The sequence below is a fragment of the Bradyrhizobium sp. JYMT SZCCT0180 genome, from assembly GCF_018130165.1.
Lineage (GTDB): Bacteria > Pseudomonadota > Alphaproteobacteria > Rhizobiales > Xanthobacteraceae > Bradyrhizobium.
The window spans coordinates 1-20,524 of the sequence record NZ_JAFCLZ010000035.1 but is presented as its reverse complement, the minus strand read 5'-3'; the positions used below and the strand labels follow the sequence as shown (position 1 = coordinate 20,524).

General features: G+C 62.3%; 26 protein-coding genes, 1 tRNA gene and 1 pseudogene. 15 read left to right on the top strand and 13 right to left on the bottom strand.

Features of this window, described 5'->3' with window-relative positions; genetic code table 11:
• Positions 1–63 precede the first annotated feature (63 nt).
• From JQ641_RS38945 to JQ641_RS35080, 5 genes and pseudogenes are all read right to left on the bottom strand, one after another.
• Positions 64–168 (bottom strand): annotated as a pseudogene (locus tag JQ641_RS38945) (DUF2927 domain-containing protein); the annotation flags it as partial.
• On the bottom strand, positions 164–316 hold the full coding sequence (locus tag JQ641_RS38580; protein WP_349628675.1) for an ABC transporter substrate binding protein: 153 nt from the start codon (positions 314–316) through the stop codon (positions 164–166). The gene JQ641_RS38580 and the pseudogene JQ641_RS38945, both read right to left, overlap by 5 nt.
• A complete protein-coding gene (locus JQ641_RS35090; RefSeq protein WP_283815257.1) occupies positions 309–1,133 on the bottom strand; it encodes an ABC transporter substrate-binding protein in 825 nt (274 codons plus the stop codon). Before JQ641_RS35090 ends, JQ641_RS38580 begins: the two co-directional genes overlap by 8 nt.
• A 239-nt stretch (positions 1,134–1,372) precedes the next feature.
• Positions 1,373–2,152 (bottom strand): DUF2927 domain-containing protein, encoded by a 780-nt coding sequence (locus JQ641_RS35085; protein ID WP_249151110.1) that lies wholly within the window; start codon positions 2,150–2,152, stop codon positions 1,373–1,375.
• A 164-nt stretch (positions 2,153–2,316) separates the two neighbouring features.
• Complete coding sequence (locus JQ641_RS35080) at positions 2,317–2,901, bottom strand: L,D-transpeptidase (protein ID WP_212001319.1); 585 nt, start codon at positions 2,899–2,901, stop codon at positions 2,317–2,319.
• A 221-nt stretch (positions 2,902–3,122) separates the two neighbouring features.
• Between JQ641_RS35080 and JQ641_RS35075 the strand changes: the two genes are divergently transcribed.
• From JQ641_RS35075 to JQ641_RS35065, 3 genes are all read left to right on the top strand, one after another.
• Entirely contained in the window at positions 3,123–4,667 is a 1,545-nt protein-coding gene (locus JQ641_RS35075; protein ID WP_212001317.1) for an acetolactate synthase large subunit, read from the top strand.
• 129 nt (positions 4,668–4,796) lie between these two features.
• Complete coding sequence (locus JQ641_RS35070) at positions 4,797–5,312, top strand: hypothetical protein (protein WP_212001315.1); 516 nt, start codon at positions 4,797–4,799, stop codon at positions 5,310–5,312.
• A 28-nt stretch (positions 5,313–5,340) separates the two neighbouring features.
• The gene (locus JQ641_RS35065; RefSeq protein WP_212001313.1) at positions 5,341–6,645 is read left to right on the top strand and encodes a M20/M25/M40 family metallo-hydrolase; all 1,305 of its coding nucleotides are present in this window, start codon (positions 5,341–5,343) and stop codon (positions 6,643–6,645) included.
• Positions 6,646–6,770: 125 nt separating this feature from the next.
• On the opposite strand, the gene JQ641_RS35060 is transcribed toward JQ641_RS35065, so the two are convergent.
• Positions 6,771–7,814: an HWE histidine kinase domain-containing protein gene (locus JQ641_RS35060; RefSeq protein ID WP_212001310.1), complete on the bottom strand. Its 1,044-nt coding sequence runs from the start codon at positions 7,812–7,814 to the stop codon at positions 6,771–6,773.
• Positions 7,815–8,000: 186 nt separating this feature from the next.
• Here JQ641_RS35060 and JQ641_RS35055 point away from each other — a divergent pair, with 186 nt between their 5' ends.
• From JQ641_RS35055 to JQ641_RS35015, 9 genes are all read left to right on the top strand, one after another.
• Positions 8,001–8,180, top strand: a complete 180-nt coding sequence (locus tag JQ641_RS35055) for a hypothetical protein (RefSeq protein WP_212001308.1) — start codon at positions 8,001–8,003, stop codon at positions 8,178–8,180.
• A gap of 204 nt (positions 8,181–8,384) precedes the next feature.
• Positions 8,385–8,525: a hypothetical protein gene (locus JQ641_RS35050; RefSeq protein ID WP_192736576.1), complete on the top strand. Its 141-nt coding sequence runs from the start codon at positions 8,385–8,387 to the stop codon at positions 8,523–8,525.
• Between the two features lie 253 nt (positions 8,526–8,778).
• Positions 8,779–9,009, top strand: a complete 231-nt coding sequence (locus JQ641_RS35045; RefSeq protein ID WP_212001306.1) for a hypothetical protein — start codon at positions 8,779–8,781, stop codon at positions 9,007–9,009.
• 176 nt (positions 9,010–9,185) lie between these two features.
• A complete protein-coding gene (locus JQ641_RS35040) occupies positions 9,186–9,416 on the top strand; it encodes a hypothetical protein (protein ID WP_212001304.1) in 231 nt (76 codons plus the stop codon).
• A gap of 127 nt (positions 9,417–9,543) precedes the next feature.
• The gene (locus tag JQ641_RS35035) at positions 9,544–9,756 is read left to right on the top strand and encodes a hypothetical protein (protein ID WP_249151109.1); all 213 of its coding nucleotides are present in this window, start codon (positions 9,544–9,546) and stop codon (positions 9,754–9,756) included.
• Between the two features lie 75 nt (positions 9,757–9,831).
• Positions 9,832–10,089: a hypothetical protein gene (locus JQ641_RS35030; protein ID WP_212001407.1), complete on the top strand. Its 258-nt coding sequence runs from the start codon at positions 9,832–9,834 to the stop codon at positions 10,087–10,089.
• 517 nt (positions 10,090–10,606) lie between these two features.
• The gene (locus tag JQ641_RS35025; RefSeq protein WP_212001299.1) at positions 10,607–11,113 is read left to right on the top strand and encodes a YciE/YciF ferroxidase family protein; all 507 of its coding nucleotides are present in this window, start codon (positions 10,607–10,609) and stop codon (positions 11,111–11,113) included.
• A gap of 139 nt (positions 11,114–11,252) precedes the next feature.
• On the top strand, positions 11,253–11,462 hold the full coding sequence (locus tag JQ641_RS35020) for a hypothetical protein (protein ID WP_212001297.1): 210 nt from the start codon (positions 11,253–11,255) through the stop codon (positions 11,460–11,462).
• A gap of 54 nt (positions 11,463–11,516) precedes the next feature.
• The gene (locus tag JQ641_RS35015; RefSeq protein ID WP_212001295.1) at positions 11,517–11,771 is read left to right on the top strand and encodes a hypothetical protein; all 255 of its coding nucleotides are present in this window, start codon (positions 11,517–11,519) and stop codon (positions 11,769–11,771) included.
• Positions 11,772–11,940: 169 nt separating this feature from the next.
• Here JQ641_RS35015 and JQ641_RS35010 read toward each other — a convergent pair whose 3' ends face one another.
• The 6 genes from JQ641_RS35010 to JQ641_RS34985 all read right to left on the bottom strand — a co-directional run bounded on the left by JQ641_RS35010 (position 11,941) and on the right by JQ641_RS34985 (position 17,281).
• A complete protein-coding gene (locus JQ641_RS35010; protein ID WP_212001293.1) occupies positions 11,941–12,111 on the bottom strand; it encodes a hypothetical protein in 171 nt (56 codons plus the stop codon).
• 425 nt (positions 12,112–12,536) lie between these two features.
• On the bottom strand, positions 12,537–12,821 hold the full coding sequence (locus tag JQ641_RS35005; RefSeq protein WP_212001288.1) for a hypothetical protein: 285 nt from the start codon (positions 12,819–12,821) through the stop codon (positions 12,537–12,539).
• 533 nt (positions 12,822–13,354) lie between these two features.
• A complete protein-coding gene (locus JQ641_RS35000) occupies positions 13,355–13,690 on the bottom strand; it encodes a hypothetical protein (protein WP_212001286.1) in 336 nt (111 codons plus the stop codon).
• A gap of 1,193 nt (positions 13,691–14,883) precedes the next feature.
• Positions 14,884–14,958 (bottom strand) — tRNA-Val (locus JQ641_RS34995).
• A 103-nt stretch (positions 14,959–15,061) separates the two neighbouring features.
• Complete coding sequence (locus JQ641_RS34990) at positions 15,062–16,339, bottom strand: coiled-coil domain-containing protein (protein WP_212001284.1); 1,278 nt, start codon at positions 16,337–16,339, stop codon at positions 15,062–15,064.
• Positions 16,340–16,585: 246 nt separating this feature from the next.
• On the bottom strand, positions 16,586–17,281 hold the full coding sequence (locus JQ641_RS34985; protein WP_212001280.1) for a DUF1134 domain-containing protein: 696 nt from the start codon (positions 17,279–17,281) through the stop codon (positions 16,586–16,588).
• A gap of 153 nt (positions 17,282–17,434) precedes the next feature.
• Here JQ641_RS34985 and JQ641_RS34980 point away from each other — a divergent pair, with 153 nt between their 5' ends.
• Positions 17,435–17,899 (top strand): YHS domain-containing (seleno)protein, encoded by a 465-nt coding sequence (locus JQ641_RS34980; protein WP_212001278.1) that lies wholly within the window; start codon positions 17,435–17,437, stop codon positions 17,897–17,899.
• 1 nt (position 17,900) lies between these two features.
• Here JQ641_RS34980 and JQ641_RS34975 read toward each other — a convergent pair whose 3' ends face one another.
• The gene (locus JQ641_RS34975; RefSeq protein ID WP_212001276.1) at positions 17,901–18,728 is read right to left on the bottom strand and encodes a 3'(2'),5'-bisphosphate nucleotidase CysQ family protein; all 828 of its coding nucleotides are present in this window, start codon (positions 18,726–18,728) and stop codon (positions 17,901–17,903) included.
• A gap of 183 nt (positions 18,729–18,911) precedes the next feature.
• Between JQ641_RS34975 and chpT the strand changes: the two genes are divergently transcribed.
• Together chpT and JQ641_RS34965 are read left to right on the top strand one after the other, a co-directional pair.
• A complete protein-coding gene (gene chpT, locus JQ641_RS34970) occupies positions 18,912–19,559 on the top strand; it encodes a histidine phosphotransferase ChpT (protein ID WP_212001274.1) in 648 nt (215 codons plus the stop codon).
• Positions 19,560–19,754: 195 nt separating this feature from the next.
• On the top strand, positions 19,755–20,524 hold a 770-nt coding region (locus tag JQ641_RS34965; protein ID WP_212001272.1), incomplete at its 3' end, for an Hpt domain-containing protein.

Here is a 20,524-nt window from a genome sequence, read left to right as displayed (position 1 = left end):
TATTGCCCGTTCCATCAAAGCATGGCGAGTTGTTCGTAGGCTAGGGGCAATGTGGGCTTCGGGTCATGCGCGCACCCATGCACGGACGTCGGCGAGCACGTCAGGCAATACCGTCCTGACGTCCTGCACGGTCATGCCGGCCTTGATCCGGGGATCGTAGCGACTATTCGATCACCTTGTCGGCGCGAAGGAGCAACGAGGTCGGCACGGTGAGGCCGAGAGCTTTTGCAGTATTCATGTTGATCACTAGCTCGAATTTGGTCGGCTGCTCTACCGGTAGATCGGAAGGCCTTGCGCCTTTGAGGATCTTATCCACGTAGCCGGCTGCGCGGCGGAACACGTCGCCTAAATCGGGGCCGTATTACGACCAATCCGCCATTGGCAAATTCTCGGAACAAGTAGTTTGCCGGCAGATGATGCTTCGCCGCGAGCGCGATAATTCGCGGGGCCTGGACAACGGTGAGAGGATCGCCCAGATCAACTATGGCATCCGCCTGTTGGGCTGCGGCGGCGAAGGCAACGTCGAGCTCATCGGCCGTGGTCGCCTCAACTATCGACAGAGTCACGCCCCGGTTCCGTGCCGTGCGAGGCAAATACTCAGCTATTATCAGCCTATGCATTGGGTTGTTCGGATTCGCCAAGAGCGCAATTTTCGAGGCGCCCGGAACCAGTTCCTGGAGAATCTCGATCCGTTTGCCGAGGAAATCTTCAGGTACCATGGTCGCAAGACCGGTTATGTTGCCGCCCGGGCGCGATAGGCTTTGCACCAGGCCTAGCCCCACGGGATCGGCCACAACCACGAATACGATCGGGATGGTTGCGGTGGCCGATTTCAAGGCGAGGGCCGATGGCGGCCCCAAGGCAATCACCAATTCGGGAGTTGAGGCCACCAGTTCGGCGGCTAAAGCTGGCAGGCGATCCGGGGCGTAACGGTGTTCGACAAGCAGGTTCTTGCCCTCGATCCAGCCCTTCTCGCGCAGGCCGCTGAGCCATGCGGCGCGAACCGGGTCGCGAGCCGGCTCATCTGCCCACGCACCCAGGAAGCCGATTCGCCGGGGCCTTCCCTGCGCCCACGAACGCCTTGGCAGAACGAGCAGCGCCACAGTGCCCGTTATGAGTTCCCGTCGCTTCATTCGATCCTCATCGCATTCTGAGGACGACAGGGCGCACAGTATCACTTCTCGATCATCGGCGCACCCAGCAGGGCATCGATCTTACCAGGCGCATCTCCGAGCGATGTCACATTGGATCATTCGCGTCATTTTGACAGCCTGGCTACGACCACCGCTCTTCCCCTCGAAGCGACATCGCAACGGCGGCGTCGGGAAGGATAGGAAGCTAACGGAGGTCAACGCAGCGATCGTGACGGATTTCACTCCGTCAGATTATTCACCTTGCGCACCCATGCACGGACGTCGGCGAGCACGTCCGGCAAGACCGCCCTGACGTCCTGCACGGTCATCCCGGCCTTGATCCGGGGATCGTAAAGCAGGTTGAGGAGATACTGGTCGTAAACGCCGAAATAGCCCATCGACACATTGTCGTTGAACATGGTCCAGGGCACGGACGCGGTGTCGTTGATCGGGCCGAGCGATTGCAGCAATTCCTCATAGGCGCAATCGAAGAAGACGAAGTCGCCATTGTCGACGGTGAGGATCACGTCGGAATGCTCGATCTCGAACTTTTCGTTCTTGCGGAAACCGCTCAGGCATTGCGGATCGAGCGAGGAGCGAATTTCGCGCGCCCGTTCGCTGCCGTAGAAGGTTATGATGGTGCGGTTGAGGTCGCGGTCCCGCACCAGCTTGACCAGCACATTGGCGTCGTCGTTGTTCGCGGCCATCGCGATATCCAGGTGCTGAACCCGTGCCGCGATGTCGGCGACGATCTTCGCGAGCTGGGCCTTGCGGTCGGCGCGGGTGCCGTCGGCGAACACCCGCACCGGCGCCTCGTATTTCCGGATGCGGTCGACGCGGCCGGCAAGGTGATACTCGGCGCCGAAAGCGACCTTGAGGAAGCCTTCGATGATCTCGCTGTCGGTGAAAATCTTCTTCTGGGCGCGCTGACGCTGGGCGACGGCGGGATCCCCGGCCAACGCCGCGGCGGGCAGCAACACTTCGCCGAGGGCTACGGCAGCCAGGGCGGCTGCGAGCATTCGCGGGAATCGAGGCCGGCCAATTGCGCTCATTATGGCTCGACGCTGCCGCAATCGGCGCGTGCGCGCAAGACTTGTTCACGCCTGGCGAGGCTGGTTCAGGTCAACAAGTCTTGTTCGCGCGTCAAGGCAGACGCCGCCGGTTCCCGGACGGTGGATGCCGGCTAGTTCTTGACGATCACCGTGGTGCCGACCGAGACGCGGCTATAGAGATCGGTCACATCGTCGTTGGTCATGCGGAAGCAGCCGGACGATACCGCCTGTCCGATGGTCTCGGGCTCGTTCGATCCGTGGATGCGGTAGAGCGTCGATCCCAGATACATCGCGCGGGCGCCGAGCGGATTGTCGATGCCGCCTTTCATGTGCCGCGGCAGATCGGGCCGCCGCGCCAGCATCTGCGACGGCGGGGTCCAGCTCGGCCATTCCTTCTTCGCCGTGATGCGGTGGGTTCCGCTCCAGCGGAAGCCGTCGCGGCCGACGCCGATGCCGTATTGCAGCGCCTGGCCGTTGCCGGTCACGAGATACAGCCGCCGCTCGGCGGTGTTGATGTAGATCGTACCCGGGGCATAGTTGCCCGCAAAGTTCACGGTCTGCCGCCGGATCGGGCTCGACCCGCCGCCACGGAAGTTCGGGCCGCCGCCGAAGATGTCGCGCGAGTCGAACAAGCCCCCGAAGTCCTGGGCTTGCGCGTGACCGACACCGGCCAGCAAAGTCAACGCCGCAAATAACAAAGCCAAAACCCGGGTCATTTTCTTCCTCGTGAAAAATCAGAATATGCAGCGAGACAGGCCATAACTGCCGCGATTTCGCAAGCAAAGAGCCCGTGAGCGCGCCATTTTCGGACGCGGCGGTTAAAAAAGGCAACACATCGGAGGCGATGGCTGCATTGTCGGCTAAACCTTTGACGAAACGGGTGAAGAATGATTGATCTTGAGCCGTCTTGAGAACAATCGCGAACGGGGGCGAGACCATGAACGGTGCGGAAAGTCTGGTGCGGACATTGGTCGCAGGCGGCGTCGACGTCTGCTTCACCAATCCCGGCACCTCGGAGATGCATTTTGTCGCCGCACTGGACCGGGTCGAGGGCATGCGTTGCGTGCTGGGCCTGTTCGAGGGCGTGGTGACGGGGGCTGCCGACGGCTATTTCCGCATGAAGGGCACGCCGGCGTCGACGCTGCTGCATCTCGGCCCCGGGCTCGCCAACGGTCTTGCCAATCTGCACAACGCCAAGAAGGCCAATTCCGGCATCGTCAACATCGTTGGCCAGCATGCCACCTACCACATCGAATACAATGCGCCGCTGACCTCCGACATCGAGGGCCTGGCACGGCCGATGTCGTCCTGGGTTCGGACTTCGCCGGACGCGAAATCGGTCGCCCGTGACGGCGCTGCCGCCATTGCCGCCGCGAGCGGCGCGCCGCCGCAGGTCGCAACCCTGATCCTGCCGGCCGACACCGCGTGGAACGAAGCCGACGGCGTGGCCGAGGTGCCGGTGGAATCGCAGCGTCAGAGCTACTCCCCGCAGGCCGTCGAGAAGGCGGCAAAGGTGCTGCGCGGAGGCGAACAGACCTTGCTGTTGATGACCGGCAGCGCGGTGACGGAGAAGGGACTGGCGCTGGCGGCGCAAATCGCCGGCAAGACCGGGTGCAGGGTGATGGGCCCGCTGGCCAGTCCGCGAATGGCGCGCGGCCGCGGGCGGTTTTCGATCGATCGGGTGCCTTACGTGATCGAAGCGGCGCAAGCAGCGCTGAAGGGTTTTTGGCACATCGTGCTGGTCGAAGCCAACGATCCCGTGGCGTTTTTCGCCTATCCGAACAAGCCCAGCCTGCTGAAGTCTGAGGGGTGCGAGGTTCATCGCATGACTTCGAGCGGCGAGAATTCGGTCGCGGCGCTGGAGGCGCTGGCGTCCGCGCTGGGCGCCAGGCCGGCGGATGTGAAGCCGCAGACCCATGTCGAACTCGTCAAGCCGACCGGCGCCCTGAACCATGCGTCAATTGCCCAGGCGATTGCCATGGCTATTCCGGACAATGCTATCGTCGTCGATGAATCCGTCACCACAGGGCGAGCCTTCTTTCCGGTGATGGCGGCCGGCGCCCCGCACGACTGGATCCAGAACCTGGGCGGCTCGATCGGATATTCCACGCCGGTCGCGACCGGAGCCGCGATCGCCTGCCCGGACCGCAAGGTGATCTGCATGGTCGGCGACGGCAGCGCGATGTATACGCTGCAATCGCTGTGGACGCAGGCGCGCGAAGGCCTCAACGTCGTCACGATCGTGTTCGCTAATCGCATCTACCAGATATTGCGTGGCGAATTCGATGGCGTCGGCGCCGGCGAGCCGGGACAGCGTGCGCTCGACATGCTCAAGATCGACCGCCCGACCATCGACTTCGTGGCGCTCTCCAAGGGCATGGGCGTGCCGGCCCGCGCGGTCGACAATGTCGACGATTTCGTCAAGGCGCTGGCGGAAGCCGTCGCCGAGCCGGGACCGCGGTTGATCGAAGTGCAGATGTGACGGCTGAAAGCCGTCATCCCGGGGCGCGAAGCGAACCTCAGGTGCGCAATTGCGCACCGGGGGATCTCGAAATTCTGGGTCTGGTGCTAGTAGCGCACCATCCCGGAATGACGGAAGGTCGGAGGCGACATGCAGACCGAGCTGAACAAGGTCGTCACGGCGCTATCGGAGTTTTACGCGCAGGAGACGTTCCTGCTCGAAAAGGACGTCGGCGAGCGCCCGCTGACGCACCGGCTGGCGGTGCATCTTGAACATCAGTTTGCCGGCTGGCAGGTCGATTGCGACTACGACAGGCTCGGCGAGCGGACGCTGCGGCTGCCGCACGGTTCGATCATCTCGACCGACGACCATCTCGGCAAATCGATCTACCCCGATATCGTCGTGCATCAGCGCGAGATCCCCAACAATCTGCTCACGATCGAGGTCCGGAAATCCGCCAATCACCAGCCGCTGGAACACGACCAGCACAAGCTGCGGGCGCTGACCGATCCGCATCTGTGGTTCGCCTACTGGATCGGCGTGTTCGTGACGCTCGGCAGGAAGCAGGTCACGATGTCGGAGGTCTATACTGGCGGCGTGATCGATCCGGCTATGTCGATCTGGTTCGCCGAACGGCTGAAGGATACAGGCTTGAGTGCAGGCTGAGACCTGCGAGGAGAGAGGGAAGTCATTCATGAATTTCAAACGCGCGATCCTGACAATCGCCTTTGTCGCGGCAGCTTCGCAGGCCTTCGGGCAGGCCGCGCCCGCGCCGGCGATAGAGCCCATCCTCGCCAATCCCAAGGTCGCCAAGACGCTTGAGGACATCAAGGCCGACGATGCGCGAACGCTCGACGAGCAAAAGCGCATCACCGAAATTCCGGCGCCGCCCTACAAGGAAAAGATCCGCGCCGAATATTATCAGAAGCGGATGCAGGAGCTCGGCTTCAAGGACGCCGCGATCGATGCCGAAGGCAACGTCATCGCGCTGCGCAAGGGGTCGGGCGGCGGCCGTCCGAAACTCGTGGTGTCGGCGCATCTCGACACGGTATTCCCCGAAGGCACCGACGTCACGGTAAAGGAAAAGGACGGCACCTTTGTCGCGCCCGGCATCGGCGACGATTCCCGCGGCCTGGCGGCGCTGCTGTCGCTGATCAAGGCGATGAACGCCAACGAGATCGCAACCGTCGGCGACATCATGTTCGTCGGCACCGTCGGCGAGGAGGAACTCGGCAATTTGCGCGGGGTCAAGGCGCTGTTCCGCGATCACAAGGACATCGACGGCTTCATCTCGATCGACGGGCTCGGCATCACCCGCGTCGTCAACCAGGCCACCGGCAGCCATCGCTACGAATTCATCTTCAAGGGCCCCGGCGGCCATTCGTTCCAGGAATTCGGCCTGCCGAGCGCGATCCACGCCATGGGCCGCGCGATCGCCAAGATCTCCGAGCTGCAGCCGCCGTCCGATCCCAAGACCACTTTCACCGTCGGCACCGTTGTCGGTGGCACCTCGGTCAACGCCATCGCCGCCGAAGCGCGGATGGCGGTCGACATGCGCTCGAATTCGACCGAGGAACTGCTCAAGCTCGAGGCGCGCCTGCTCGATCTGGTCAAGGAGGCGGTGGCGGATGAAAACGCGCGCTGGAAGTCCGACAAGCTTAGCGTCGAGGCCAGGATGATCGGCGACCGGCCCGCCGGAATCGTGCCGATGGATTCCCCGATCGTTCAGGCGACGCAGCGCGCGGTCGCCGCCGTCACCCGCGCGCCGCGCGTGACCTTTGCGGGCTCCTCGACCGACTCCAACATCGCGATGTCGCTCGGCATTCCCGCCGTCACCATCGGCGGCGGCGGCGAGGGCGGCAACTGGCACTCGCGCAACGAATGGTACAAGCCGACCGACGCGTATTTCGGCCCGCAAAACGCGCTGCTGACGGTTCTGATGCTGACCGGCCTCGACGGCGTGACCAAGCCGGCGCTGGTGACAAGGCAGGGGAAGTAGGGTGAGGTCTTAATCACAGCCGTCATGGCCGGGCTTGACCCGGCCATCCACGTCTTTCTTGCTTAGGTGAGGATAAGACGTGGATGCCCGGCACAAGGCCGGGCATGACGAGCAAGGTGCCAGAGCTACGCCCCGATCACCGGGAACGACAATTCGCAGTCCAGTCCTTCGGGCTTCCACTGCCGCGTGATCCGGCCGCTGAGGGTGCGGACCATGCCGTCGATGGCGTCGACGCCAAAACCTTTCCGCATCGGCTCGGCAATCTGGGGACCGCCGGATTCCGTCCAGCGCAGCTGAAGGCTGTCAGCCGCGTCGATCTGCCAGTGGATGTCGATCTTGCCCGCGGGACCCGAGAGCGAGCCGTATTTGGCGGCGTTGGTCGCGAGTTCGTGGATGGCCACCGCGATCGCCTGCGCCAGTGAGGCGGGAAGCCGGATGTCGGTCCCGGTCAGGCTGACCCGCGTCGAGCCATAGGGCTTCAGTTCTTCATGAATGATGGTCTGGATGCTGGCGCCGGTCCAGCGCGACACCGAGAACAGCCGTTGCACATTGGCAAGCGCACTCAAGCGCCCCTGGAACGCGGCCTGAAACTCCTCCGCGCTGTCGGCCTTGGTCAGCCGCAGCATGGCCTGGATCACGGCGAGCAGATTGTTCGAGCGATGATCGACTTCGCCGGTCAGGAGCATCATGCGCTCTTCGGCCTGCTTGCGGGTGGTGATGTCGACCAGCATGTTGACGGCGCCGAGCAGCCGGCCGGCCTCGTCGCGCAGCGGTGTCGGGTAGGGCATGAAACAGATGCGCGAGCCGTCGGGCCGTTCGGCGACCGCCTCGACGTTCCGCACCGGGCGGTTTTCCCTCAGCGCAATTGCCATCGGACAGTCTTCGTGGCGCAGCGGCGTGCCGTCCGGCCGGAACAGCTTCCAGGTCACGCACCACATCTCGCCGATCTTCGGCGTGCGGCCGGCGAACTCGATGCAGGCCTGGTTGAAGAACGTGATCCGGCCTTCGGCATCTGTCGTGTAGATGGCGGCGGGCAGCGCCTGCAGCAGATCGCGGAACTGCTTCTCTTGCGATTCCGTGTCGTCGGCCGCGGCGGTGTTCCTGATGGCATGCCGGGCCAGGATGTTTTCGAGCTCGGCTGCTTCGGAATGCCTGAACAAATTCAACATAGTACTCTCCCCGCCACTGACGCTAATTCGTCACAAAGGCAAACGTTCCGCGTGGCTCGGCGAAATAAGGCGTTTTGCGGTCCGGCGCCGCCCGGAGGGCCGCCAATTGGACAAATTGTCAGCAAATTGCGGTCAAAGCCGGATTCAAATGTTCCACCAAACCACTACGCGTAGAGGGGAACTTGCATGGCGTACAGGATCGTGGCGGAACGGGAAAACGAGACCGTCAGGATGGACAGGATGAGTTCGCTGATGGCACTCGCCAAGGCGCGCGTATGGGCCAGCGAAGGCTGGGACGTCACCATCATCGTCAAAGACGAGGATGAGCTGGCGCCCGCGAAGACGGACCGTCTGTTGCTGGTGTGATGGTCTTCGCCGACGGCGCAAAGCACTCAGAGGGCCGCCCGGGGGGCGGCCTTTTTTTTGTGTCCTGCTCGGGGCGCCGGTTTTTGCCTTGGTCCTGGCCACCTTCAAACCGGCGATCAATGCTCGATCGTGTGATCTGGGGATGATGGAACCGGGAACCCGGCGCGGCGTTGTCAGCGCGGGCAGGCTCTGTGGAGATGCGCCATGCACTGGCGATTAGAAACCGCGGATGCCGACGCGATGCGCGGCACCGGCGAGGACAACCTTCTCTACGCAACCGGATGGACCATCAGCGGGCTCGCGACCCTGGGCACCATCGTCGCGGTCTGGGTATTCGGAATCTGACTACGCGATTGCTCGCGCGACTGCTTGTCGCCGGTATGCGCAGGCCTGCGCCTGCGCCCGTTCACCAGCCGATCGGGTGCGACCCACAAGGACCCCACAAAGATTGACCCAAAAAGATTCTTGGCTCCGTCCGCATTGTTAACTTGATATTTGTTCTTTGTTTGTTCTCTATAGGCTCCAACCCCCGGTGAGGTGAGCCATGGACAACAGATTGAACGAAATCCGCAGGAAAATCAGGTTCTTGCGCTCTCAAATGCTGGATGCCGAGAGCACCATCCGCCAACACATCAACCGCGACGAAGACTGCGCCGAGGGCTCGATGCAGCTGATGGCCATGCGCGTCGTGATGCTCGGGCTGATCGGCGAGCGGAACAGGCTCGGCGGCGAAGAACGCCTGCTCAATGTCGATGAGCGGCTGAAAGCGGATTGCCGCGCTGTCGGCCGGGGGCCCTTGAAGGGTGCGCGCGGCCGCCGTGTGCGATGAGGCTGGAAATCAAGAGGCCTGGAAATCGAGAGTCGAAAAGCTGCGCAGGCAGCTTGCCGAACTGGGCTCGGCAGTTCGCCGGCTGGATCAAGCCGGCCTCGACAATGCGAGGGCTGAGCTCCTGCTTTCGCGCAAGCGGGCGGAGCTGGAAGATTTGATGAAGCGAGGCCATTCCGATGCCGTCAGATCCGCTGAAATGGTACGACCACAACGCGGATAATCCGCCCTGGATCAAGGCGCTCGCCGAAGTCCGGACGTTGGCCTGCCGCGAAGGCTGGTGCTACCAGCACGTCCAGGCCATCATCGTCTCGATCGACCAATACGCGGAAGCCGCACTCGGCAATCGCGGATACTTCCTCAACAAGCCGCATCGTATCGGCGGCAGCAGGAACGATCACGTTCCTTAGATGCGCGACGTCGCCCGAACCACTGGCGCGCGCGGCTTACGTTAAGCGGCAGATGGTTGCTTCAAGCGGCAGATGGTCGCGGAACAGGTCATCCCCGGCGGCGTTTGCCTTCATGACCGAGACGCTGATGACAACGATTGAAGATTCCTTCCAGGTCGCCTGGGACTATCTGGAGGCAACGGGCGAACTCGGCCATCCCGACACCGCGGCCAATCACCTGCTCGACACGATCGAAACGATGGTTCGCCGCGGCGAGCGCCGCCGGCTGCTTCTCTCCAACACCGCCATCGCCTCCTACCAGCGTTTTCGAGCCGAACAGGGCCTGTCGCTGGCGTCATAGGAACAGGGCTCCGGCTGGAACGTTCTGCTCCCCACGCGGGGTTGGTCGCACCCCGCGAAAGCCGGGGAGGATCTTATGGAAAGCGGTTTCAAGAGCGCTGAAGCGTATCGCGCGACGGCCTTGCTCTGCCGTCAACAGGCCGCGTGCGATCCTGACAATAGCTGGAGGTTGCTCGGTGAGGCCGAGCGGTGGGAATACCTCGCTGAACAGATCCTGGCTTCCCGCCAGAATCGCGCGGGCGAGGGCGCCAAACCGGCCATCGACACAGCGATGCCGCACGTCGCGCCTTCGCAGCCGAAGGCCACTCCGTCGCGGCCGCCCCGCTATGGGTAAACCTGTCGCAGCATCGCTGCCGGTGGCCGTTTAGTCCGCTTCACCGACCGATCCTGCCTGGGTCGCTATGTCAGGGAACGCGACATAAAGATCGGAGTTGCCGTGTTATCGCCGTCCTGCCTTGGCCTCCACCGGCGATGAGAGTGTCGTGCTCCCGTCTGAATATGCAGGGTGAGCGATGTGCAAGCGGTGCGCCGAACCCGACGACAAGATCGAACACTAGCAGCGATTATCAACCCATGTGACTGACCAGCTTACGCTGGACGGGATCGCCGGTTTGGTCACGCTCTGACCGTTGACGTGGGTCGTGGCCGTGTCCTTCAGGGCGGACCGGTCGTAAGCGGTATCGCGACAACGCGTGCAACGAGCGTCTTTGTAATTTTGCTACAGCCGCTGCAGCGCCGCCGAAAAACAAAATGAGCCGAGAAAAATGAATCGTCTCGGCGGGACGCTGTTGAGGAACAACTCCCGGTACGGCTGGTTCTACCGCAACACAATCCAACAGCTGGAGGCCGGTATGGCGAAAGAGAAAGCACTGCAAGACTTGTTTCTCGATACGTTGAAGGACATCTATTTCGCGGAAAAGAAGATCCTCTCGGCATTACCGAAGATGGCCAAGGCGGCGCAGTCCCCAAAACTCAAGGCGGCTTTTGAAAAGCATTTGGCCGAGACCGATGGCCAGGTCGAGCGGCTGGAGCAGGTGTTTGCGTCGATCGACGAGACCCCGAAGGGCAAGACCTGCGACGCCATCATGGGAATTCTCGACGAGGGCAAGGAAGTCATGGACGAGTACAAGGGCATGCCCGCCCTTGATGCCGGCCTTCTGGCTGCCGCGCAGGCCGTCGAGCACTACGAAATTTCCCGTTACGGCACGCTGAAGACCTGGGCGAGTGAACTGGGTTACAAGGACGCCGTAAAACTGCTCGACGCGACGCTCAGGGAAGAAAAGGCGACGGACAGCGCCCTGAGTCAGCTCGCGGAATCCGAGGTCAACCGTCACGCCGAGACCGCGCAAGCCGCGTAATCAGGCAAGCGGACTCATCGACGAAGGGCTCCAGCCTCACGCTGGGGCCCTTCTGCGTTTGCTACTCGTGATCACATAAACGCAACGGAACCGACCGCGCCCCGGTTCATTGGTGTCTTGACCTTTAAGGAGAAAGACAATGGCAAAGCAAAATCCAGCCAGAACGGACGGCAAGGTTCCGGCACGACCGCACGATTCAGGCAGCCAGGCCAATGAAACCGTTGACGGCCTCGACGCCGAGACCGAGTCGTTGCGACACGCTGCCGAAGATACGCCGTCTGCCGCTGCACCCGACGATGTCGAGAAGGTGCCGGTATTCGACCGGGCAGGCCAGGCGCCGAAAATCTGATCGGAGCCAAGTGCGCAAGTTACGAGACTGCGAGTGAAATGCGAGGGTGAGGCGATGAAGTTCGGATACGCACAACCATTTTCCTTCAACATCGGCCATCGCCCGGAAACCGTCGTTTCCCGCGTTCGTCACGGCGTCACCGAGATCACCCTGAGCGACGGCCGCCTGGTTCGCGCGACGCTTCACGTCAACGCGGTCAGGATTGACCCGAACAAGCCCGGCTCGGTTGACGTTTCATACAATATCATTGCCGAGATCATGAACACGCCGGACGTGCCCATTCTCGACGTGCATGAGACGATTCAGTGATGAAAGACCATTGAGCGGATTGGCCCGGCCAAGCGCGGCCCGATGAAAGGCGCCGGCGTGGTCCACTTCATCGATGACAACGAAGCGGGTTATGCGCACGCGCTCTGACGACCGCGGCGAGGCGTACGGTCCTCGCCACAGCATACCGAGCAGGGATTGGCGGAAACATTCAGTCCTGTTCACGCACGCGGATCTCCAACCGGGCGTCAGCCAGGGCCTCGACGACGCATTTTGCTATTTGTTTGGCTTCCTCAAAGCCAATGCTTCGCTCGGGATGATCCTTGAAGCATTCGCAAATTGCATCCGCGATGATCGAATTAACCTGATGTTGGTCAACCATGATTTGCCCACCTCCATAGGCGGCGCGCTTTTCGTGTCGCCTGAAGAATCCCAATCGTCGTAGGCTGCTTGAAAACGGCTCGACGAGGCCGGGCCATTCCAATCAGTATTTGAATTCCGGCAACGCAGATGATCCTTGGTGGCGTTGTAGAAGACGTGATCAGCCGATCAAACCGCAGTGGTCAGATTTGGTTCCGTTCCGGTCTGCGAAGATGCAACGAGCCGCGAAGCATCGCAACTTACCGCTTCTTCCCGACCAATACTGCAGTGCAATCCAATCGTCCGGGGCGGAATATTTCGGCAACCGGTCCGCGCGCTGAGTGGTCCTCATCCTGGTGGGACAAATTTGACCTGTCGCGCGCGCTGCGAACGAGATTCCGCGCTCGCAGGAGTCAATGGCATCGTCGCGCGTCGACGAGAGGTTGGCTATGCATGCAGCCGATTGCTTGGCTTCAGCTCGTGGTGCGGGTTGGCGTTGGCGTAACTCGCCTCGTTTGTCGTCAACGAACGATCGGGGATGGAGCTGATAAAATCCCTGTGCAGGTAGGTTGGTCTCTTGGTGCCATCGAACAACACGGCAACGCCCGTGTTGCGATAGCTGATTCCGATAACGGTCCCGGTCTTGCCGGCCAGCGCCGGGCAGCGGACTGTTCCGAGTTGATTCACCTTGAAACGCGTGCCGACAATCAATCGGTTGATCTGGTGAGCCATCCTTCCACCTGTTCAATTGAGCGATTCCACAGCCTTCAGGCGGGGGTCGATTGAAATCGTTCCTGGTTTCGTTGTCTGCCCGCTAGCCGACAATCCATTACAGTCAGTTGCTGCTTGTTCTCGATCCAGGCGAAGCTGTCCCAGGCTTGCATCGCTTCGGCGACCTTGCGCGTCCAGCGAATAGCGCGGAGCGGTAGGTATTGCAGGCTGACCCTTTGGACGGGGCGCGCCTTCGAATTCATTTGGAATAGTTCGCGCCCCCTCGTACTATGTCAGGGACCTGACTTAAGGTCTGACCCCTCAAAACAAAATCGGCATGGAGGCGGTTATGGAATTAATCCGCGGTGAGGAGGTGGCTGTTTTGGAAAGCCACACCAACAAGATCTGCAGCACATGCGGGAAGCGGTTGGCCCTGATTCGAACGATAGTGAATCCTCGCACCGGCTGTATCGTCCACATGTTTGAATGCCGGTGCGGCCAGCGCACGTGGGAAGAATAGATTCGCTTGTCGGCAACCCGCTGCCAGGCAGGCGCTACCTGGGCGTCGCTTTTCCGGCATGCCGGCGGACGAACTCCTGCAGGAAGCTCGGCAGCTCTAGCATCTGATCTGAGCAACGTTTCTGCAACTCGTGGGCGACGTCTGCTGAAACGTCCCTGCACCATCCTTCGGCGACATTAAAACCGGCAACGCGGACGGGGTTGCAGTATTGACCCTCCAGCAGATCGCGCACCACCGTTTCCAGGCCGGTATCGCCGACACCGCTTCCCCGCCACGCTCGGCCGAGGGAGCCAAAGTCATCGACCACCAGATAGACTTCTCGATTGTGCTCGCTTGGGACGATCGATGGCGTCCAAATGGATTTACTCATAAAGCAACTCCACGCAACGATACCCGTAACCCAACAGCGCAGAGTGATTGCTTCAGGACGGCGAAAAGGCCCCGGATTGCTCCGGGGCCCTGGCATTGGCAAGAGGTACATCCGCTCTTGCCAACCGCCGCACTTCTCCGTGGCATCAATAGCCAAGACCCTGCAGAGACCTGCACCGCATTCGGCCGGACCCGTCAGGCAGATAGGTGAGAGAAGAGGCAGTCAGATACTGCCTATCCCCCACTCAACGGCATGAAGGCTGCAGTGATAAACGAGCCGATCAGCCCGGCTACGCCGACCAGCGCGAAGTAAATCTTGTATTCCATCCAAAGTCGCGATCCTGCGGCACTTCCGGGCATCATAGCCCGGCTCGTCAGCGAGCTGCAGTCACTCTTCCGGAGTACTCCGGAACGCGACGGCTATCGCAGGTGACCAAAGCGATTGCGGATGAGCAGTCGGAAAACGCGAAAGAACGCGACGCTTCCGAATCCGCCTCGGCAAATGCAGTCTGCGCGCTGATTGGTCTGCTCCTTTGCGCGACAAGCTGACCCGACGGGCAAATCACTTCCGATTTTAAGAAATTGTGTCAAGTCCTAAATTTCTGTAAATCAAAAATATTTTCCTTTCCTTCCACCCCAAATCACCTGCACATCAATAGCCATCCCGTCCCACTGAGAGGGGCGTTGGCCATCGTCACGACGAGGGACGGGGATGCGGTGGACGTTGACGTTGCGATTGACGGTCGCGGCTGAGGCGTACGGCGAAAGCGTGTGGTCCTGACGCCCGTAACGGTGTCAAGCCTTAAGGGAGCTAACGCTTCCGAGGGGTGACGGTGGCAATAGAGGCCGTCTCACCGGGGAGAGCGCGTTATAAGCCGTAAAGCCACTGCGCAGGGAATGTCGGATGTTCTCCGCTGCCCTGTATGCTGGTGTGCAGCTTTTGTTTGCACAATCGCACACGAGACCGCGGGTGCAGCGCGCATCCGGCATTCCCTGCGCCCTCTGAATTTTTTGGGGGCGAGACGATTTTCACAACTCGGGTGCTTTGCGCCGCGTGAATGCGAAGGTGTGTCTGACGCGTTTTCGAGAGAGCGCCTTTGAGGCAGCTTGCCAAGCCGTAGCTCGCGGGCCGCGCCCGCCTTCGCCCAAGTGGGCTTCGGCGCGGCAGCCTCCACTCGCTTCGCGAGCGAAGGCTGGTGGACGCACAAGGGATCGAACCTTGGACCTCTCCCGTGTGAAGGGAACGCTCTCCCGCTGAGCTATGCGTCCGGGATCCGGCGAAATCAGCGCCGTCAGAGCCCGCGATTTACGAAGTGAGGGCCCATAGTGTCAAGCAAACAAAGGGGCGATTTGGAACGAATTGCGCCGGAAATCACGCCCCTTGCTGGCGGGCGCGGGAGGCGTGCGACTGCAGGGCCCGGATTCGCTCGGCCAGGGTGCCGCCGCCTTCGGAAGGCGTGGTGGCGGCGGTGTCGTTGGCCGGCTTGGCCGGCTTGGGTGCCGCCGGTTCCGCGGCCAGCATGGCCTCGATCGCCGAATTCGGCCCCTCCAGCTGGATCGCCAGTTTGGCGACCTCGGCGGCGATGTCGTTGATGCGCTCGCGCAGCAGCGCGTTCTCCATCCGCTCGGTGGCCCAGGAGCTTTCGGCCTGCTGCTGGATCGCGTTGATGTCGCGCTGCAGCTTGGCGCGTTCGTCGCGCGCGACACGAAGCTGTTCCTCGACCGCGGCCTTCTCGCTGCGCAGCTTTTCGATCGCGGGCGAATGGCCGCCCTGGCTCAAGGCCGCGATCTCGACACGCAATTCCTTGGTCGTGCGCTCGGCGACGTCGTTGGCCTGCTTGAGCTGGTTGTTCTCGAATTCGCGTTCGGCCAGCAGCTTGCCCTGGGTGGCGAGCCGCGCTTCGAGATCGCCAACGCGGTTGCCGAGCATTTCGGCTTCCTTGACCTGGATGATCAGCTGCCGGTCCAGATCGGTGACGCGCTGGCTCAGATTTTCGACGCGGCTGCGGGCCTCATTGAGTTCGCGCGTCGCGTTTTCGGATTCGCCGCGCTCCTGCGCGAGCCGGGCTTGCGTCGCGGCGAATTCCTTTTCGGCGTCGCCGACGCGGCCCTTCAACTCCTCGATCTGGGTGCGCACCGCGACCAGCTCGACCTGGCGGCTGTCCGCCACCATCGAACGGTCGGACAGTTCATGATTGATCTTGGCAAGTTCGCCCTGCTTGTCGGTCAGCGCCTTTTCGGCGCCGCGCAGCATCTCGGTCTTGGCCGAAAATTCCTCTTCGGTGGCGCGCAGCTGTTCCTTCACCGCCTTCTCGCGCGCCTCGAGCCCGAATATCGTGGCGTTCTTCTCGCCAAGCTCGATCTTCATACGGTTGATCGCGTCGGATTTCTTGCCGAGTTCGGCAAGCTGGCTGGTGGTCTTGTTCTTGAGTTGGTCGACGCTCATCTCGAGCCGGCGCGCCGACATCGCAAATTCCGCGCGCAGCTGGTCCTTGTCGGCCTGGATTTCAGCCATCGACAGCGGGGTGGCCGCTTCCAGTCGCCGGGTCGTCAGCCGGACCGCGCGGTTATGCACCAGCGGCACGATCATCAGGCCAAACAGCATCGAGACCAGAAAACCGATCGCCAGATACATGATCGGTTCGATCATGGATGGTCACTCCCCGAGGGCGTAAAGAATTCGTTAATCACAATGCCATGGGGGACCGGCAAAAGGCCAGCCCAATGCCGCGTTAACCTGAATCGTGAAGATCAATGTGGGGGCATAGCGTTTTCGAGCGAAGTGGACCCCGGTTCGCGTAAAGAAAACGCGTCAAAACAAAAGCTGGAGCCCGGTTCTGATGCAATCAGAACCGATCAGGCTCCGCTGTTCAGGAAACCGTTGCTCAGGAAAAGGTCAGAACGGGTTCCAGGTCGCGCGCGGGGTAAACTTGAGATAGCCGATGTTGGCGCCGAGCCGCAGACCGATGCCGGAGCGGATCGGTACCAGCACGATACTGTTGGCGGTGAGCGCGGTCATGCCGAAGCCGCCGACGATATAGGCCGAGCCGTCGATGCCGGCGAAGCGCTGATAGATCGCGTTGGTGGCGGGCAGATTATAGACCAGCGTCATGGTGCGGGCGCCGTCGCCGCCCCAGTCGAAGCCGACCGACGGACCCTGCCAGTAGACCCGCAGGTCGCCGGCGTTCTTGGTGTAGAGCGTGCCTTCGCCGTAGCGCAGGCCGGCGACAAAGGCGCCGGAGCCTTCCTCGCCGAGCACGTAACCGTTCGGCAGGCCCCATTGGCTCACCGCGCGCTCGATGATCGATGCCAGCCCGCGCGAGACGTTGCCGAAGAATTTGTGGCCGGCGTTGACCAGTTCGTCCGGCCCATAGGTCGCCGGGCCCTGCGCGCGCTGTGGCGGCGGCGCCTGCTGGACCGGAGCCTGCTGGTACGGCGCTTGCTGCACAGGAGCCTGCTGGTACGGCGCCTGTTGGCCCGGTGCCTGCAGCGGCGCCTGTTGCATCGGCCCCGACTGCTGCGCAGGTGCGGGCACAGTCCAGCACATCAGCGCGGCGAGCGTTACCGCGGCAAGGCGTGAGACGAAAATCATCAAAGAACCCCTGGTATCGAAATTCTGGCCGCAGCCTTAACCTGACGCCAACAAGCACGGCTCTAGGTTGCGCCCAGTGTCCCCTCGACTCGTATGTTATCGGTATCAACTATGACGGCACAACGGCAGGAAAGATATGCTTCGCGCCCCGGAATGGCCATTTTCGCCCTGTGGGCAGGCTTTTTCGGCGTTCTCTGCCTTGATTTCACCGCCCTTGCCGCGACCACCGAACGGGTAGTCGTCAATCGCTATTCCGGCCTTGCGATCGAAGGGTTTGATCCCGTCGCCTATTTCACCGATTCAGTGGCCGCCCAGGGCGTGGCGGATTTCGAGGCCGCCGAGGCCGGCGCCGTCTGGCGCTTTCGCAACGAGGGCAATCGCGCTTCCTTTGTCGCCCACCCCGACGTCTATGGCCCGCAGTTCGGCGGCTACGATCCGGTCGATCTCGGGCGAGGCGTTACCTATGCCGGTAACCCGCGGTTCTGGGTGGTCGCAGGCCAGCGGCTCTATCTGTTCGGCCGCGAGGAAAACCGCGATGCCTTCAAGGCCGATCCTTCGCGTTTCCTGAAAGACGCCGCCGCCCGCTGGCCTCGGCTCGAGCAGGGCCTGGCGCAGTAAATCAGAGGGAGGCCACCGGATCGCCCCAGGCGATGAATTCCGGCACGATGAAGTCTTCGCGGCCACAACCAAAATGCAGCTCGGCGCCGGTTGAATCCGTGATTTTGCCTCCGGCGGCCGTAACCACCGCATGGCCCGCGGCCACATCCCATTCGCAGGTCGGCGACAGGCGAGGATAGATATCGACCGCGCCTTCCGCCACCCGGCCGAATTTGACCGCCGAGCCGAGTTCGGCGCGCACGGCTCCGGGCCTTGCGGCAATAAAGGCTTCGGTGCGGTCATCGCCATGCGAGCGGCTGACGGCCACCGTCCAGGCTTTTCCCCTGATCGGGCAGGGCCGCGTCCGGATCGGCTCGATCCGCGGCGCGCCGCCGTCAATAAGGGTCAGGCGCTCGGCGCCCCGGCCGACGATGCCGCGCCAGATCAATCCAAGCGCGGGCGCGCTGACGATGCCGAGCAGCGGCACCCCGCCGGTCACCAGCGCCAGGTTGACGGTGAATTCGGCGCGGCCGGCGACGAATTCCTTGGTGCCGTCGAGCGGGTCGATCAGGAAGAAGCTGTCCTTGTAAGGCAGCTTCGCCAGATGCGTCCGCTCCTCGGACAATGACGGTATATTTGGCGCCAGCCGCGCCAGGCCTTCGCCGATGATGCGGTCGGCGGCGAGATCGGCTTCCGTGACCGGCGATCCGTCGGTCTTGCCATCGACCGTCATGGCGGCGCGGTTGACGGCAAGGATCGCGGCGCCGGCCCGGATCACCAGGTCGGTCAGCGGCTCGATCAGGGCGCTAGCGGCCACATGATCGATAATGGCCGGAGTTGCCTCATTCATAAGCGGGGCTCATTTGCTGTTCGTGTTCCCTTGACCGGTGCCGCCTGACGACGGGTACCGGCGCTCCTGTGCTGGCAGCACGCGCCCGCGCAGTGTATCAAACCACCGAGCATGCGTGATTCGTAACTGTCCGCCGGCAGTCTTGCAGCGATTGGGGACTGCGCGGCCTTCCAGGAAGATCTGATGTCTGACACTCCCACTCCCGGCGTCGCTCCTGACGCCCTCGAACTTGCGGCACTGCTGTGTTCGCGGGTCTGTCATGATCTCATCAGTCCGGTTGGCGCCATCGTCAATGGGCTGGAGGTCCTCGACGACAATCCCAAGCCCGAAGATCGTGAATTTGCGCTCGATCTGATTCGCAAGAGCGCCAAGACCGCCTCGGCCCGGTTGCAGTTCTGCCGGCTGGCGTTTGGCGCGGCCGGCTCGGCCGGCGCGCAGATCGATCTCGGCGACGCCCAGACCATGGCGCGCGGCCATATCGAGGACGGCAAGATCACCATCACCTGGAATTTGCCGCGGCTGCTCTTGCCCAAGAACCGCGTCAAGCTGCTCCTGAACATGCTGGTCATTGCGCAGCAGACCATTCCGCGCGGCGGTACGCTGACCATCGACCCGATCGGCGACGGCGAGACGATGAGCTTTCGCGTCACCTCGGCCGGCCTCAACGCCCGCGTGCCGCAAAACATCGCCGACCTCTTGAGTGCGAGTTCCAGCTCGGCCATCGATGCACATGCGGTGCAGCCTTATTATACGCGGCTGTTGGCGCAGGCCTGCGGGCTCGCCGTGACGCTCGTGCTCGACGGCGACAAGGTGCTCGTTACCGCCGCCTGAGCGCCGCCACGCGGCGATTATGGTTAACCAGAGGTTGATATCGGGCGGCTGGATTCATTGCAGCCGTCTTATCTCTTTGTTGAGGCCGTTCTTTTCCATTTGCTCAACCAATATTAAACGCTTTGCATAGAAGCTGGCCAAGTTCCGTCGGGGCACGTCGATGTCGCGTGCCGGTGCGTTACGAAGGCCGGTTTCATGGATGATTTGTTGCGGGAATTTTTGACCGAGACCAGCGAGAGCCTGGATACGGTCGACAATCAGTTGGTGCGGTTCGAGCAGGACCCGAACAACGCGAAGATTCTGGATAACATCTTTCGCCTGGTGCACACCATCAAGGGCACCTGCGGCTTCCTCGGCCTGCCGCGGCTGGAAGCGCTGGCCCATGCCGGCGAGACCCTGATGGGCAAATTCCGCGACGGCATGCCGGTCACCGCCGGCGCCGTGACACTGATCCTGTCCTCGATCGATCGCATCAAGGAAATTCTCGCAGGTCTCGAAGCGACCGAGAACGAGCCGGAAGGCAGCGACGAGGACCTGATCGAGAAGCTGCATCTGTTGGCGGAAGGCGGGGCGCACGACGCGCACGCTGAGGCCGAAGCCGTCTCCGTGGAAGCGCCGGCGCCGATCGTAGCCGCGCCCCCCATACAGCCCGCGAAGACACAAGAGATTGCCAAGGGCACGCTGGTCGAGCAGGTGCTGGAACGGCCCCTGCGTCCGGGCGAAGTCTCGCTCGACGATCTCGAGCGCGCCTTCCGCGAGACCGAGATCGAAGTCGTACCCGCGCCCGCAGCTGCTCCCAAGGCAGTAGCTCCCGCACCGGCGCCGGAAGCCGCCACTGCGCCGCAGGCGACAAAAGAAGTAAAGGCAAAGCCGGCCCGTAAGGCGGCGGCCGCCGCCGACGTCGGCGACGTGCAGGAAGCCGACAAGATCGCCAACCAGTCGATCCGCGTCAACGTGGACACGCT

Coding starts and splice junctions, on each gene's coding strand:
- JQ641_RS35090 (WP_283815257.1), bottom strand. CDS start 1,133: ATGAAGCGACGGGAACTCATAACGGGCACTGTGGCGCTGCTCGTTCTG.
- JQ641_RS35085 (WP_249151110.1), bottom strand. CDS start 2,152: ATGCTCGCAGCCGCCCTGGCTGCCGTAGCCCTCGGCGAAGTGTTGCTG.
- JQ641_RS35080 (WP_212001319.1), bottom strand. CDS start 2,901: ATGACCCGGGTTTTGGCTTTGTTATTTGCGGCGTTGACTTTGCTGGCC.
- JQ641_RS35075 (WP_212001317.1), top strand. CDS start 3,123: ATGAACGGTGCGGAAAGTCTGGTGCGGACATTGGTCGCAGGCGGCGTC.
- JQ641_RS35070 (WP_212001315.1), top strand. CDS start 4,797: ATGCAGACCGAGCTGAACAAGGTCGTCACGGCGCTATCGGAGTTTTAC.
- JQ641_RS35065 (WP_212001313.1), top strand. CDS start 5,341: ATGAATTTCAAACGCGCGATCCTGACAATCGCCTTTGTCGCGGCAGCT.
- JQ641_RS35060 (WP_212001310.1), bottom strand. CDS start 7,814: ATGTTGAATTTGTTCAGGCATTCCGAAGCAGCCGAGCTCGAAAACATC.
- JQ641_RS35055 (WP_212001308.1), top strand. CDS start 8,001: ATGGCGTACAGGATCGTGGCGGAACGGGAAAACGAGACCGTCAGGATG.
- JQ641_RS35050 (WP_192736576.1), top strand. CDS start 8,385: ATGCACTGGCGATTAGAAACCGCGGATGCCGACGCGATGCGCGGCACC.
- JQ641_RS35045 (WP_212001306.1), top strand. CDS start 8,779: ATGCTGGATGCCGAGAGCACCATCCGCCAACACATCAACCGCGACGAA.
- JQ641_RS35040 (WP_212001304.1), top strand. CDS start 9,186: ATGCCGTCAGATCCGCTGAAATGGTACGACCACAACGCGGATAATCCG.
- JQ641_RS35035 (WP_249151109.1), top strand. CDS start 9,544: ATGACAACGATTGAAGATTCCTTCCAGGTCGCCTGGGACTATCTGGAG.
- JQ641_RS35030 (WP_212001407.1), top strand. CDS start 9,832: ATGGAAAGCGGTTTCAAGAGCGCTGAAGCGTATCGCGCGACGGCCTTG.
- JQ641_RS35025 (WP_212001299.1), top strand. CDS start 10,607: ATGGCGAAAGAGAAAGCACTGCAAGACTTGTTTCTCGATACGTTGAAG.
- JQ641_RS35020 (WP_212001297.1), top strand. CDS start 11,253: ATGGCAAAGCAAAATCCAGCCAGAACGGACGGCAAGGTTCCGGCACGA.
- JQ641_RS35015 (WP_212001295.1), top strand. CDS start 11,517: ATGAAGTTCGGATACGCACAACCATTTTCCTTCAACATCGGCCATCGC.
- JQ641_RS35010 (WP_212001293.1), bottom strand. CDS start 12,111: ATGGTTGACCAACATCAGGTTAATTCGATCATCGCGGATGCAATTTGC.
- JQ641_RS35005 (WP_212001288.1), bottom strand. CDS start 12,821: ATGGCTCACCAGATCAACCGATTGATTGTCGGCACGCGTTTCAAGGTG.
- JQ641_RS35000 (WP_212001286.1), bottom strand. CDS start 13,690: ATGAGTAAATCCATTTGGACGCCATCGATCGTCCCAAGCGAGCACAAT.
- JQ641_RS34990 (WP_212001284.1), bottom strand. CDS start 16,339: ATGATCGAACCGATCATGTATCTGGCGATCGGTTTTCTGGTCTCGATG.
- JQ641_RS34985 (WP_212001280.1), bottom strand. CDS start 17,281: ATGATTTTCGTCTCACGCCTTGCCGCGGTAACGCTCGCCGCGCTGATG.
- JQ641_RS34980 (WP_212001278.1), top strand. CDS start 17,435: ATGGCCATTTTCGCCCTGTGGGCAGGCTTTTTCGGCGTTCTCTGCCTT.
- JQ641_RS34975 (WP_212001276.1), bottom strand. CDS start 18,728: ATGAATGAGGCAACTCCGGCCATTATCGATCATGTGGCCGCTAGCGCC.
- chpT (WP_212001274.1), top strand. CDS start 18,912: ATGTCTGACACTCCCACTCCCGGCGTCGCTCCTGACGCCCTCGAACTT.